14 protein-coding genes and 1 pseudogene are annotated in these 13,501 nt (G+C 63.1%); 10 read left to right on the top strand and 5 right to left on the bottom strand.

Annotation, left to right across the window (positions count from 1 at the left end):
* Positions 1-12: 12 nt before the first annotated feature.
* On the bottom strand, positions 13-987 hold the full coding sequence (locus tag BM222_RS14250) for a quinone oxidoreductase family protein (protein ID WP_092228868.1): 975 nt from the start codon (positions 985-987) through the stop codon (positions 13-15).
* A gap of 228 nt (positions 988-1,215) precedes the next feature.
* On the opposite strand from BM222_RS14250, the gene BM222_RS14245 reads away from it, so the two are divergent.
* The 4 genes from BM222_RS14245 to BM222_RS14230 all read left to right on the top strand — a co-directional run bounded on the left by BM222_RS14245 (position 1,216) and on the right by BM222_RS14230 (position 4,501).
* Entirely contained in the window at positions 1,216-1,416 is a 201-nt protein-coding gene (locus BM222_RS14245) for a hypothetical protein (protein WP_092228867.1), read from the top strand.
* Positions 1,417-1,562: 146 nt separating this feature from the next.
* Positions 1,563-2,510 (top strand): AAA family ATPase, encoded by a 948-nt coding sequence (locus tag BM222_RS14240; RefSeq protein WP_092228866.1) that lies wholly within the window; start codon positions 1,563-1,565, stop codon positions 2,508-2,510.
* A 5-nt stretch (positions 2,511-2,515) separates the two neighbouring features.
* Complete coding sequence (locus BM222_RS14235; protein WP_092228966.1) at positions 2,516-3,895, top strand: vWA domain-containing protein; 1,380 nt, start codon at positions 2,516-2,518, stop codon at positions 3,893-3,895.
* Between the two features lie 384 nt (positions 3,896-4,279).
* Entirely contained in the window at positions 4,280-4,501 is a 222-nt protein-coding gene (locus BM222_RS14230; RefSeq protein WP_092228865.1) for a hypothetical protein, read from the top strand.
* A 64-nt stretch (positions 4,502-4,565) separates the two neighbouring features.
* Here BM222_RS14230 and BM222_RS42055 read toward each other — a convergent pair whose 3' ends face one another.
* From BM222_RS42055 to BM222_RS42820, 3 genes are read right to left on the bottom strand one after another with little or no spacing between them, the layout of a single operon-like run.
* Positions 4,566-4,718: a hypothetical protein gene (locus tag BM222_RS42055; RefSeq protein ID WP_244547126.1), complete on the bottom strand. Its 153-nt coding sequence runs from the start codon at positions 4,716-4,718 to the stop codon at positions 4,566-4,568.
* The gene (locus BM222_RS42050; RefSeq protein ID WP_244547125.1) at positions 4,718-4,885 is read right to left on the bottom strand and encodes a hypothetical protein; all 168 of its coding nucleotides are present in this window, start codon (positions 4,883-4,885) and stop codon (positions 4,718-4,720) included. Before BM222_RS42050 ends, BM222_RS42055 begins: the two co-directional genes overlap by 1 nt.
* A complete protein-coding gene (locus BM222_RS42820; RefSeq protein ID WP_283810236.1) occupies positions 4,882-5,085 on the bottom strand; it encodes a TetR family transcriptional regulator in 204 nt (67 codons plus the stop codon). The genes BM222_RS42050 and BM222_RS42820 overlap by 4 nt, the downstream gene beginning before the upstream one ends.
* A 51-nt stretch (positions 5,086-5,136) precedes the next feature.
* On the opposite strand from BM222_RS42820, the gene BM222_RS14215 reads away from it, so the two are divergent.
* Positions 5,137-6,456: a dicarboxylate/amino acid:cation symporter gene (locus BM222_RS14215; protein WP_092228863.1), complete on the top strand. Its 1,320-nt coding sequence runs from the start codon at positions 5,137-5,139 to the stop codon at positions 6,454-6,456.
* Between the two features lie 10 nt (positions 6,457-6,466).
* Here the strand turns inward: BM222_RS14215 and BM222_RS14210 are convergent.
* Positions 6,467-7,796 (bottom strand): annotated as a pseudogene (locus BM222_RS14210) (hypothetical protein).
* A gap of 325 nt (positions 7,797-8,121) precedes the next feature.
* Here BM222_RS14210 and BM222_RS14205 point away from each other — a divergent pair.
* From BM222_RS14205 to BM222_RS14185, 5 genes are read left to right on the top strand one after another with little or no spacing between them, the layout of a single operon-like run.
* Positions 8,122-9,234 carry a BMP family ABC transporter substrate-binding protein gene (locus BM222_RS14205; RefSeq protein WP_092228862.1) on the top strand — a complete coding sequence of 371 codons (1,113 nt, stop codon included), beginning with the start codon at positions 8,122-8,124 and terminating at the stop codon, positions 9,232-9,234.
* Positions 9,231-10,343: an ABC transporter permease gene (locus BM222_RS14200; protein ID WP_092228861.1), complete on the top strand. Its 1,113-nt coding sequence runs from the start codon at positions 9,231-9,233 to the stop codon at positions 10,341-10,343. The genes BM222_RS14205 and BM222_RS14200 overlap by 4 nt, the downstream gene beginning before the upstream one ends.
* A gap of 1 nt (position 10,344) precedes the next feature.
* Positions 10,345-11,271: an ABC transporter permease gene (locus BM222_RS14195; RefSeq protein WP_092228860.1), complete on the top strand. Its 927-nt coding sequence runs from the start codon at positions 10,345-10,347 to the stop codon at positions 11,269-11,271.
* A 10-nt stretch (positions 11,272-11,281) separates the two neighbouring features.
* Entirely contained in the window at positions 11,282-11,965 is a 684-nt protein-coding gene (gene biuH, locus BM222_RS14190) for a biuret amidohydrolase (protein ID WP_092228859.1), read from the top strand.
* Positions 11,962-13,494 (top strand): ABC transporter ATP-binding protein, encoded by a 1,533-nt coding sequence (locus tag BM222_RS14185; RefSeq protein ID WP_092228858.1) that lies wholly within the window; start codon positions 11,962-11,964, stop codon positions 13,492-13,494. Before biuH ends, BM222_RS14185 begins: the two co-directional genes overlap by 4 nt.
* Positions 13,495-13,501 lie beyond the last annotated feature (7 nt).

Genomic DNA, 13,501 nt, shown 5'->3' with positions numbered 1-13,501 from the left:
CTCAATCCGAGATCACACCGTGAGAACGGTCGATCCCGTGGTCTTGCGCGCGGCGAGATCGGCATGCGCCTTGGCCGCATCCTTCAGCGGATAGGTCTGATGCACCTCGATCTTGACCGCGCCGGATTTCACGACATCGAATAGTTCGTTCGCCATCGCGACCAGGTTCTCGCGCTTGGCGGCGTAGGTGAACAGCGTCGGCCGGGTGACATAGAGCGAGCCCTTCTGCGCGAGCAGTCCGAGATTGAGGGGCTCGACTGCACCGGAAGACGCTCCGAACAGCGCGGCGACCCCCAGCGGCGCGAGACAGTCCAACGACCTCAGGAACGTGTCCTTGCCGACGGAATCATACACCACCGGCACCTTCTTGCCGCCAGTGATCTCGTCGACGCGCTTCACGAAATCTTCGCGCGAGTAAATGATGACGTGATCGCAACCATGCGCCTTGGCGAGCTTGGCCTTCGCATCGCTGCTGACGGTGCCGATCACGGTTGCGCCGAGATGCTTGGCCCATTGGCTCAGGATCAGGCCCACGCCACCCGCCGCAGCATGCAGCAGAATGGTATCGCCAGCCTTCACACGATAGGTCTGCCGGATCAGGTACTGCGTCGTCAGCCCCTTCAGCATCATTGCTGCCGCGGTCTTGTCGTCGACCCCGTCAGGCAGCTTCAGAAGCCGATCGGCAGGGATCAGCCGCGCCTCGGAATAGGCGCCAAGCGGCGAAGCACCGTAAGCGACACGATCACCCGGCTTCAGATCAGTGACGCCCGGCCCGACCTCTTCGACGACACCCGCGGCCTCGCTGCCGAGCCCACTCGGCAATTGCGCCGGATACACGCCCGAGCGGTTGTAGATGTCGACGAAGTTGAGGCCAACAGCGGTATGGCGAATGCGCGCCTCGCCTTGTCCCGGCTTGCCGACATTGACCTCCTCCCAAACCAGAACCTCCGGTCCGCCGGTCTTGTGAAAGCGAATGGCATGGGTCATGCGCGTTGCTCCCTTATCGTTGTGTTAATGATGGTCCGAAAGCCGGATCAACCTGTGAGATAGGTATTTGGTCCGCCCGGTACAGTATAGAAGACGTAACAAGAATGTCACAGCGACCGAGAAACCCTCGCCGTTCCGCCTCTGTTCGGAAGAGTTGATGACGCCCTCGCGACATCAGGCAGTAGCCTTGGCGCGGGGTTTGGTAGTCGCCTGTGAAGGAGAGCCGGGATGCCAGCTTATGTACAGCATCATCAGGATAGCGAAATTGCGCCTGTGATTTGCCCGACATGCATCGGGTTCCTGCCGATGTATGTGCGCGAGGTCGAACCGCACTGGAGCCTGGCCAAGATCGATTTCGTCTTTGAATGCGGCGACTGCGGCGCCGAGGTCAGGCAGACCATCCGCAAACCGGGGCCGCTGCGGCACTGATCGCATCGTCAGCCACTCATCAAGTAATTTGCGCTGAACGGAAAAAAGGGCGTCAGCGCGGATCAGGCCCATCCCAGACGAGGCTTGTTCTTTGCCGGGAACGCAGGCAGAACAAGCTTCAAGCAAGACCTTTGGGAGCGCCTTTCGTGGCTGAACAGAAGGCCTCGACCTCGATCGAGGCAGTGGAAAGCGGCCTCGCCGCGCAGGGCTATATCGCGAGCCGGCAGATCGCGACCGCCGTCTATTTGTCGCAACAGATCGAGAAGCCGATCCTGGTCGAGGGACCTGCGGGCGTCGGCAAGACCGAGCTTGCCAAGGCGATCGCGGCCTGGCGCGGCAAGAAGATGATCCGCCTGCAATGCTACGAAGGCCTCGACGAGGCCAAGGCGCTCTACGAGTGGAAATACGCCAAGCAACTGCTCTACACCCAGATTCTGAAGGACAAGCTCGGCGAAGTCCTCGGCGGCGCGCAGACGCTGCATGCTGCGCTCGACCAGCTCCATGATTTCGGCGACGTGTTCTTCTCCAAGGAGTTCGTCGAGCCGCGGCCGCTGCTGCAGGCGCTGGAGCAGCCGGGCGGCTGCGTGCTGCTGATCGACGAGATCGACAAGTCGGATGCCGAATTCGAATCGCTGCTGCTGGAAATCCTCTCGGACTTCCAGGTCACGATCCCGGAGCTCGGCACGGTCTCGGCGATCACGCCACCGACCGTGATCCTCACCTCCAACAGCGAGCGCGATCTGGGCGACGCGCTGAAGCGGCGCTGCCTGCACCTGCATATCGGCTTCCCCGAGCAGCGGCTGGAAGAGCGCATCGTCGAAAGCCGCGTCCCCGGCATCTCGCAGACGCTGCGCCGGCAGATGGTCGGCTTCATCCACGAGATCCGCTCGCTCGACCTGAAGAAGTTGCCCTCGGTCAGCGAGACTATCGACTGGGCGCGCGTGCTGGTGCTGCTTCAGGCGTCCGAGCTCGACACCGAGATCGTCAGGGACACGCTCAACGTGCTCCTGAAGTACGAGGCCGACATCGAGGCTGCGTCGCCGCAGATTACGACCTTCATTGCCAAGGCGGCACGGTCCAACGTCTTCGGTTGACGCCGATGCGCGAGAACCTTCATCGTTTCTTTCGGGCGGCGCGGGGCGCCGGCGTCCATGTCTCGCCCGCGGAAAGCATTGATGCGATGCGCGCAGTGGCGCAGGTTGGCCTCGCCGACCGCGCCATTTTGCGCGACGCGCTGCTTCTGACGCTCGCCAAGTCGCAGGACGAGAAGCTCGCGCTCGGCGACTGCTTTGATCTGTTCTTCAGCCAGCCCGAACCGGCTCAGGATCAAGCCGAAGCCAACGACAATGGCGAGGCCTCTCAGGAGCCCGATCAATCGCCCTCCTCGAGCTCGGCCAGCGGAGCGGCCGAAGCTCAGCCTCCCGAAGGATTAGGTCCTCTCGCACAGATGCTGCTGTCGCAGGATCGCAATGCGATGTCTGCCGCGATCGCCAGCGCGTCCGGTGCAGCCTCACTTTCCGATATCCGCTATTCCACCCAACGCGGCATCTTCTCCAGCCGCATCCTCGACGCGATGGGCCTGCAGCGCCTGCGTGATGATCTGGATGAACTCACCGCAACCAATCCGTCGCTGGCCGAGCGTCTCCGCGCGGCACTCGACGCCCTGCGCGAGGCCGTCCGCGACACCGTCTCGCAAGGGCTTGCGCTCTATGCACGCGAAGAGGCCGAAAACCTCCGCAACGAGATCCTGCGCAATGCGCCACTGGCCCGCATCGAGCGGCGACAGGTCGCGGAAATGCGGGCTCTCATCCGCCAGATCGCGCGCCGCCTGCGCGAGCGCTATTCGAAGCCGCGCAAGCGCCAACGCCGTGGACATCTCGACGTCCGCCGCACGCTACGCCGCAACGCTGCCTGGGGCGGAGTCCCCTTTCTCACCGCATGGAAGCGCAAGCACCGTGAGCGGCCGAAGATCGTGGCGCTGTGCGACGTCTCCGGCTCGGTTGCGCAGGTCTCGGACTTCTTCCTGCTCCTGATCCACTCGCTGCACGAGGTGGTGGACGACGTTCATTCCTTCGCATTCTCGTCGCACCTGATCGAGGTCAGCGAAATCCTGGAGAAGAAGCCGCCGGAAGAGGCGATGGCCGAGATCATGTCCAAAGTCGGCTTCGGCTCGTCCGATTACGGCTCGTCACTGGTCGATTTCGAGAAGGACTTCATGAGCACGCTGACGCCGCAGACCACGGTGATCGTGCTCGGCGATGCCCGCAGCAACAATCTCGATCCGCGTGCCGACATCTTGCGCCGCGTCTCCGAACGATCGAAGCGGCTGGTCTGGCTTAATCCCGAAGGACGGCTTGCCTGGGGCTTTGGCGATTCCGAGATGCCGCGTTACGCGACGTTTTGCAGCGTGGTGCGGCAATGCGCCACTGCGCAGCAGCTCGAGCGAGCCGTTTCCGATATCGTTGCGACTTACCAGTAGGCCTGTCCGCGGACGTCAGCTCCGCGCAGGTTCCGCGCGTCGCGTTGCAGTCGCGAATGTGATGGGGAATTTCATCGAGCGCGCGCTGTTCCGATTCCCCGGCTTTTGTCTTCTTCCGAGTATATCGCGTCGCAGAATGAGGCAGTAGCGCTTCCGCTGCACCTGCCGCCGCAAGGCAACATCAAATAGAAATCATCAATTAGTGATCAAAGAGCGGGATGATCTTTCGCGCCCGAACGATCTTAACCATTGTGACGCAACGAAGAGCGGCAATTCGTGAAGAGAGTTTCCAAGCAGAGCATCGAATTGCCGACTCATTGTCGTCGCATGGTCATGCAGCGCCGCTAACAGGGGCGCGCGGACGGTACTGTCGCTCGAGGCAACATGAACAACGATTTCGATTTCGACCTTTCACCGGAGCAGTGGGAAGCCCTCAAGACGCTTCGCAGCCCGGTGCCGAACGGTCGCCTCTCGAAGGCTCATCTGCTCGACGGTCTCGTCAGGCTCGGCCTTGTTATGTTCAGCGACGGCGGACCTGCGTTGACCGACATCGGCCGGAAGGTTCTGGTGCGCGGATCGTGCAGATTGCTGGATCTGGCAGCGTAGCGCGCACACATCAAAAAATCTGGGCTGTCACGATCGCGCAAGCGATGAACACGATGCCCAGTCCCTACACCACCGCTGGAATCGTCGACCGACGGCCGACCGGGACTTCCAGGGCGATGTCGCTGAGAGTGAAGGCCATTCCGTTGATGAGGTTGTTGGTCAGCGTGCTGACCAGCAGCGTCAGCACGATCGGAATCGCATTGCCGAGATGCATCATCAACACGCCCACGAGCACCTGCGCAGTGCGGTCGCTTGCGGCGGGATAATGACGAAGATCGGCCAGAGGAACAGCGCAAGGAAGAAGAACGCCGCAGCGGTCAGCGAGGCCAAGCCGGTGCGGCCGCCGGCCTGCACGCCGGTGGTCGACTCGATATAGGCCGTCACCACCGACCTGCCGAGGAGCGGACCGGGTCTTCAAAATGCCGATAGAAGGTTCGCTCGGCTACCTTCGCACCCTTGGCCACCGCCGCCATGGAGATGTCGTCGGGCGCCCGCCCCGAAAAATGATGTTGGCCCCTTCCGAACTGGACCTCAGGCGCTGAAAAAGGCCTCCGCTGACCTCCAAAACCGCGACAATCTGGCACGGTAGTTGCTAGCCTTGGTCGTCAGCACGTCGTCACAACGGGGGAGTTATCATGTCGACCATTGCCGCGGCCGCGGCCGCCGAGCCCAAGCCGCTTTACGCCTCGCTGTTCGTCCAGGTGCTGGTGGCGCTGATCCTGGGCATCATCCTTGGTGTGGTCGCCCCGGACTTCGCCATCAGCCTCAAGATCCTCAGCGATGCCTTCCTGAAGCTGATCTCGATGATCGTGGCCCCGATTGTGTTCTGCGTCGTCGTTCACGGCATTGCCGGCGCCGGCGACCTCAAGAAGGTCGGTCGGGTCGGCGTCAAGGCACTGGTCTATTTCGAGGCGATGACCACAGTCGCGCTCCTGCTCGGGCTGGTCCTGGCCTACGCTTTCGGTCCCGGCCACGGCATGAACATCGATCCTTCGACGCTCGATGCCAAGGCGCTCAATACCTACGCTGACAATGCCCACAAGCTGCAGGGCGCGGGCATTGGCGCGTTCCTGCTCAACGTCATCCCGTCCACCTCGTTTGATGCACTGTCGCGCAACGACGTGCTGCAGGTGCTGTTCTTCGCCGTGCTGTTCGGCGTCGGCCTCGCGCTGGTCGGCGGCGAGAAGGGCGCGCTCGTCACCTCGATCATCGATGCGGCGTCCACGGTGCTGTTCCGTGTCATGGGGCTCGTCGTTCGCGTGGCCCCACTCGGCGTGCTCGGCGCGGTGGCCTATACCGTCGGCAAATACGGCGTCGGCTCGCTGAAGCAGCTCGTCTCGCTGGTGATGCTGTTTTACGTCTCGGTCGGTATCTTCGTGCTCGGCGTGCTCGGCGGCGTGATGGCGCTTGCAGGAATCAACATTCTCAAGTTTCTCGCCTACCTGCGCGAAGAGCTGATGATCGTGCTCGCGACCGCCTCTTCCGACGCGGTGCTGCCGCAGATCATGAAGAAGCTGGAGCGGATGGGAGTCAAGGATTCCGTGGTCGGCCTCGTCATTCCGACCGGCTATTCCTTCAACCTCGATGCCTTCTCGATTTATCTCACGCTCGCCGTGGTATTCATCGCGCAGGCCACCAACACGCCGCTGTCGTTCGGCGATCTCCTGCTGGTGCTGGGCGTCTCCCTGATCACGTCAAAGGGTGCGCACGGCGTGCCGGGCTCGGCGATCGTGATCTTGGCCGCGACGCTGAACGCGGTGCCGAGCATTCCCGCGATCGGACTCGTGCTGGTGCTGTCGGTCGACTGGTTCATCGGCATGGCTCGCGCAGTCGGCAACCTCATCGGCAATTGCGTGGCGACAGTCGTCGTGGCGGCCTGGGAAGGCGACCTGGACCGCGCCAAGGCGGCCAAGGTTCTCGAGGGCGGAGAACTGGTGGACGTGACCGCGGGATAGTGCCCGTGGATCAGTCATTCCACTGGAGGAGCGGCGTTCCGTACGCCCTTTTCCACACCGACAGGAAGCGCGGAAACCAGGAATGTGCCACTGCGCCCTTATAGGCCCAGGTGCGATATTTCAGTCCGTGCTCGGAGATCAGCTCCTGATATCCACCATGGACCTCCGTCGAGGTGCGAATGTCCTTCAAGATTGCTTGCGCGCAGGCGCGGTATGTATTGCTTTCCGAGGACTCGTCGAAGTCCATCATGCGATCCGCGAACTCGACGTTGAACGTCGGCCAGGACGAGCGACCCTGGTAGGCTGGCGCCGCAATCCTATGGATCATCTTGTTCCGCGGATTGTCGGCCGACATTAGGAAGTGGAACGTGTTGGGGATGCGGAAGCGCGGTTCGGCGATGATCAGATCGGTCGTGGCCGCAAACAGCGCGCGCTCACGTGCATCGGTCATATCCCAGAAGCCGCGATGCACGCTGACGAAATCCAGCGCGACCAGGGACGCCGGCGTGCCTATCGGAGCATCCAGCGAATGCCTGACATAACCCTCCTTGCCGAATAGACTGAGCAGCCCATTCTTGTACTCGGCGAGGTCGCGACCGAGCAGCCGCTTTAGCTCGGTCTCATCGACGACGCCAAGCTGCACGCCCCACACGAAGGTCGTGTAAACGCAGGCATTGGTGACAAAACGCCGGCGCTCGGCACGGGTGTCCGTTGCCGCGGAGCGAGGCCCGCTGGCATCACAGAGCAAGCATCTGATGCCGTCGGCGTCGAAAGGTTCGAGCTCGCTTGCCAGCTTCAGGACCGCGCGCTTCAGATCGCCGCCGTATTCGGTCAGCAGCAGACGCCCCGCACGCGCGCATTGCGACATTGCCAGATAGGACGACGCCCGCTCCTCGGCCGAGAGCATCTGCTGGAGACCGGCGAGAATGCCGAGCAGCGTATCCGAAGGAGGCGAGAAATAGTTCACGCCGAGATACCGGTCCTGCCCCGCCGGAACGATGGTGGTCGTGACGACGTCGGCGCGGACCGCCTCCAGCAACAAGCGCACGCATGATGGTCTCGGCGTCGAGGACATCAGGATAGAACCAGGCGAAGTCGCGCGGGTAATAGGCGGAGGCATGCGGTGCGCCCGTAACGAGGAACGCCTCGGTCACCGAAAAGGCGCTGTCCATCGAATGCCGGTAGAGGTCCTCGATGGGTGACGATGAGTGATGCGACTGTCTCAGGAATCGATCACCGAGAAAATTGACCGCCTGAAGGGCATTGGCGATGAAGGTCGCGGCTCCGCCTTGGTAAAACCGATTTCCGCGATGTGACGGCAAGGAAATACCGCTGCTTATGGACCGGGTATCTCGTGACCCCGCCGACGGCCGGCCACTCATACCGAACATGGTTGATTCATGTCTCACCCCGATGACACGGCGCAGCAGCGGAAAGGCGTGCCCAACCCGATTGCATACAACACGGATATTTCGCCTAACTTTTGATCAATATTGTTTCTGACCAAGATTCAGACACTGCATATAGGTATTGTATTTCAATAGCTTATTTGAAACTGCCGCTTCTTTCCTCTCTGGCATGAAGCTTGCGACATCCTATCGCGGGCTCCGCCAGACCGGCGCAGCCGCCAAATTGAGGCGGTCCAGCCGCCAAGGGGAGCAAGCAATGGATTTTGGCAGGATTTCACGACGTCATTTGTTGCAGGGCGGTGCGGCCCTCACCCTCGGCGCAGCGGCCGGCGCCCGCCCAGCCTTCGCGGCCGAGACCACCATCGGCTTCATCTATGTCGGCTCGCGTGACGACTACGGTTACAACCAGGCACATGCGCAAGGGGCGGCGGCGCTGAAGAAGATTCCCGGCGTCAAGGTCGTCGAGGAAGAGAAGGTGCCGGAGACCGACGCGGTCGAGAAGACGATCGAGTCCATGATCAATCTCGACGGCGCCAGCCTGCTCTTCCCGACCTCGTTCGGTTACTACAATCCACACATCGTCAAGATGGCGGCCAAGTACCCGAAGCTTCACTTCGAGCACTGCGGCGGCCTCTGGACCGACAAGGACCCGAAGAACGCCGGTAGCTATTTCGGCTATATCGATGAAGCCCAGTACATCTCGGGCATCGTTGCCGGCTACACCTCGAAGACCGGCAAGCTCGGATTCGTCGCGGCCAAGCCGATCCCGCAGGTGTTGCGCAACATCAACGCCTTCGCGCTCGGCGCGAAGCTCGCCAATCCCAAAGCCACCACGCAGGTGATTTTCACCGGTGACTGGTCGATGCCAGTCAAGGAAGCCGAAGCCACCAACAGCCTGATCGATCAGGGGGTGGATGTCCTCACCTGCCATGTCGACGGTCCGAAGACCATGGTCGAGAACGCGGCGCGCAGGGGCGCTATGGTGTGCGGCTATCATGTCGATCAGTCGCCACTCGCGCCGAAGGCGTATCTCACTGGCGCCGAGTGGAACTGGGAAGCCCTCTACCCGAAGTTCGTGAAGATGATCGCCGCCGGCGAGAGCATCCCGAACTTCTACCGCGGCGGCCTCAAGGAGGAGATCGTCAAAACCTCGCCATATGGCGAAGCCGTCTCCGCCGAGGCGCGCAAGCACGCCGACGAGATCAAGGCAAAATTCCTGTCGGCCGAAGGTTACGCGATCTTCAAGGGTGGACTGGTCGACAACAAGGGCAAGACGGTGATCGCGGCCGGCACCGATCGCGGCCAGAAGGATCCCGAACTCGAGAAGATGGACTACCTCGTCGAAGGCGTGATCGGAGCGACTTCGTGACGTCGGAGGCAGCGGATTCTGCCGAGGCGGTCGGGGCAATTGCCCCGGCCGCCGACGCCGGCTTTCTGCAACGTTACGGCGGCGCGATCGAGTATGTCCTGATCCCGGGTGCGGCGGTCGCCGGCGCGCTCGCGGTGTTCGGCATCTTCGTCATGCTGTTCGGCAAGAATCCGCTCGACCTCTATTTCTACATGTACTACGGCGCGTTCGGCACCTGGTTCTCGTGGCAGAACACGCTGACGCGTGCAGCGCCCCTCATCCTCACGGCACTCTGCACGGCGCTGCCGGCGCAGCTCGGCATGGTCATCATCGGTGGCGAAGGCGCGCTGCTGATCGGCGCATTGTCGGCCACGAGCGCCGCACTGTTGCTTCAGGGCATGCCGCCGTTTGTCGTGCAGATCGCCATGGTCATTGCCGGCGTCATCGGTGGCGGCTTGTGGATCACGCTCGCTGGCGCGCTGCGCCAATATCGCGGTGTCAATGAGACGATCTCGAGCCTGCTGCTCGTCTACATCGCGCTCGCAATCCTGAATCATCTCGTCGAAGGCATGATGCGGGATCCCGCCAGCCTCAACAAACCGTCGACCCGCGAGATCGGCGCCGCCAACATGATCGGCTCCATTCCCGGCACCGACGTGCATTGGGGCCTCGTGTTCGGTCTCATCGCTGCGGTCGCCGCCTACATCCTGATCTATCACACCGTCTTCGGCTTCGCCGCGCGCGTTGCCGGCGGCAACATCCGCGCTGCCAGGATCGTCGGCCTCGGCGTCAGCAAGCTGATCCTGACCATCTGCTTCCTCGCAGGTGGCGCCGCCGGGCTTGCCGGCATGGTCGAAGTCGCCGCCGTGCAAGGCCGCACCAACGCCAACCTTGCGGCGGGCTACGGCTTCACTGGCATCCTCGTCGCCTTCCTGGCGCGGCAAAATCCGCTCGCCATCATTCCCGTCGCCATCCTGCTCGGCGGTATCAGCGCCAGCGGCGGCCTGCTGCAGCGCCGCCTCGGGCTGCCCGATGCCTCCGTGCTGGTGCTGCAGGGCATCATCTTCGTCTTCGTGCTCGCCAGCGACGCGCTCTACGGCCGCATCGGTTTCCTGAAGGGAAAATCCTGAGATGGCAGATGGATCGATCGGACTCTGGACTGTCTCCCTCGCCGTGCTCGGCGGCGCCATTCGCGTTTCCACGCCCTTCCTGTTCGTCAGCCTTGGAGAATGCATCACCGAGCGCTCGGGCCGCATCAATCTTGGCCTGGAAGGCACGCTTGTGATGGGCGCGATGAGCGCCTATGGCATTTCCTATCTCACGGGATCGCCTTGGCTCGGCTTGCTCGCCGCCGGCATCACGGGTGCACTGCTGGGCGCGCTGCATGCCGGGATCTGCTCGCTGCCGCGCGTCAACGACGTCGCGGTCGGCATCGCGTTGATGCTGTTCGGCACAGGCCTTGCGTTCTATCTCGGCAAGCCGCTGATAGAGCCCACCGCGCCACGCCTGCCCGCCATCGATTTCGGCTGGTGGAGCGATATCCCGCAAGTCCGCGCCGCCCTGCGCGTCAACGTCCTGTTCCTGATCGGTGTCGCGCTCGCACCCACCCTGTATTGGGCCTTCCGCGCCACGCGGTGGGGCCTGCTGATCCGGACCGCCGGCGAAAGCTCGGATGCGGCGCGCGCAATGGGCCACTCCGTCCTCCTGATCCGCCTGCGTGCGACGATGGTCGGTGGCTTCCTTGCCGGCATCGGCGGCTCGTTCCTGTCGTTGTTCTATCCCGGCAGCTGGAACGAGGGGCTGTCATCGGGCCAAGGCATCACCGCCGTGGCGCTCGTGATCTTCGCCCGCTGGGATCCGCTGCTCTGCCTGTGGGCTTCGCTCGCCTTCGGTGGCGCCGCTGCGCTCGGACCGGCGCTGCAATCGGTCGGCGTGACTTCAGGCTATCACCTCTTCAACGCGGCTCCTTACGTCCTGACGCTGGCAATCATGATCATCACCTGCTCGCCGAAACGCACGCTGACCGGAGCCCCGGCCGAACTGTCGATCACCCGCTAGAGAGCCCATCATGCCCGAGCGCACCATCAAGTCCGAGCCTTACGCCTGGCCCTACAACGGCGATCTCCGTCCGCAAAACACCGCGCTCATCATCATCGACATGCAGACCGACTTCTGCGGCATCGGCGGCTATGTCGACAAGATGGGCTATGATCTCTCGCTGACGCGGGCGCCGATCGAGCCGATCAAGAAGCTGCTCGCGGTCATGCGCGCCCAAGGCTTTCACATCATCCATACCCGCGAAGGTCATCGCCCGGATCTCTCTGATCTCCCCGCCAACAAGCGATGGCGCTCCCGCCAAATCGGCGCCGGCATCGGCGATCCCGGCCCCTGCGGGCGCATCCTGGTGCGCGGCGAGCCCGGCTGGGACATCATCGAGGAGCTCGCGCCGCTGCCGGGCGAGCCCATTATCGACAAGCCCGGCAAGGGCTCGTTCTGCGCGACCGATCTCGAATTGATTCTGCGCGTGCGGGGCATCGAGAACATCGTTCTCACAGGCATCACCACCGACGTCTGCGTCCACACCACCATGCGCGAGGCCAACGATCGCGGCTTCGAATGCGTGCTGCTGCACGATTGTTGCGGCGCGACCGACAAGAGCAACCACGATCACGCACTCAAGATGATCAAGATGCAGGGCGGCGTGTTCGGCGCGGTCTCGACGTCGGACGCTTTCATCGGGGCGATTTCTTGATCATCGGCGAGCAGCCTCCGCCCTCGGGCGCCTTCGGTGTCGACGCCATCGCCATGACCATGCGCTTCGGTGACTTCCTGGCGCTCGACAATGTCGAGCTGAAGGTACGACCAGGGTCGTTCCACGCGCTCCTCGGCGAGAACGGGGCCGGCAAATCGACGCTGGTTAAATGCATCATGGGCTACTATCACGCGACCAAGGGCGACATTCTCGTCGGCGGCCGCGAGCAGGCCATCGCCAATCCGAAGGACGCCCACGCGCTCGGCCTCGGCATGGTCTACCAGCATTTCACGCTGGTGCCGGCCATGACCGTTGCCGAAAACCTCGTGCTGGCCCGCGACGACGTGCCGGCCGTGGTGAACTGGCCGAAGGAGATGAAGGAGCTTGAGGCCTTCCTGGCGCGGATGCCGTTCAAGGTGCCGCTCTCCGCCAAAGTATCCGATATCTCCGCCGGTGAACGGCAGAAATGCGAGATCCTCAAGCAGCTCTATCTGAAGCGCCGTTTCCTGATCCTGGACGAGCCCACCTCGGTGCTGACGCCGGCAGAAGCGGACGAGGTGCTCGGCATGCTTCGCGTCATGGTCGTGAAGGGCGAGCTGACCATCCTGATGATCACCCACAAGTTTCGCGAGGTCATGGCCTTCGCCGACGAGGTGACGATCCTGCGCCGCGGCAAGCTCGCCGGCGCCGGCAAGGTCGCCGAGTTGACGCCGGACGCGATGGCGCGCACCATGATTGGCGCCGAGGAGCTGACGGTGCAACCGCCACGGACCGGAGAAGCCGGTCAGGCCCGGCTCGAACTAGCGAAAGTCCGCGCGCTCGACGACGCCGGCGGCATCGCTGTCCATGACGTCTCCCTGACCGTGCGCGCCGGTGAGATCGTCGGCATCGCCGGCGTCTCCGGCAACGGCCAGCGCCAGCTCGTCGAGGTCCTGGCCGGCCAGCGCGAGGCGGAGTGCGGCGAAATCCGCGTCGCCGGCGATCCCTATCACGCCAGCCGCGAGGAGATGCGGCGCCACAGGATGTCGGTGCTGCCCGAGGAGCCGCTGAAGAACGCCTGCGTCGGCGGCATGAGCGTTGCCGACAACATCGCCTTCCGCGAGTTCGACCGCGCGCCGTTTGCCAGCGGCGGCTGGTGGCTCAACCGTGGCGCCTTTCGCGACGATGCCAGGAAGAAGATCGGCCAGTACAAGATCAAGACCCGCACGCCGGACACGCCAATCTCGGCACTTTCGGGCGGCAACGTCCAGCGCGCCGTGCTCGCACGCGAACTCGCTGGTGACGTCGAGGTCCTGATCGCGGCCAATCCCTGCTTCGGCCTCGACTTCGCGGCCGTGGCGCAGATCCACGCTGAAATCATGGCCGCACGCAACCGCGGCGCCGCAGTCTTGCTCGTGAGCGAGGATCTCGACGAATTGCTTGAGCTGTCTGATCGACTGGTGGTGATGTTCCACGGTGAATTCGTGTATGAAGCCCGCACCAGCGAAGCCGATCTCACCGAGATCGGGCGGCACATGGCGGGACACTGACCGCGGA

The organism is Bradyrhizobium sp. Gha (assembly GCF_900113735.1).
Taxonomy (GTDB): Bacteria; Pseudomonadota; Alphaproteobacteria; order Rhizobiales; family Xanthobacteraceae; genus Bradyrhizobium.
Note: the sequence above shows the minus strand (reverse complement) of the source record. Positions and strands in the feature narration are given on the sequence as shown.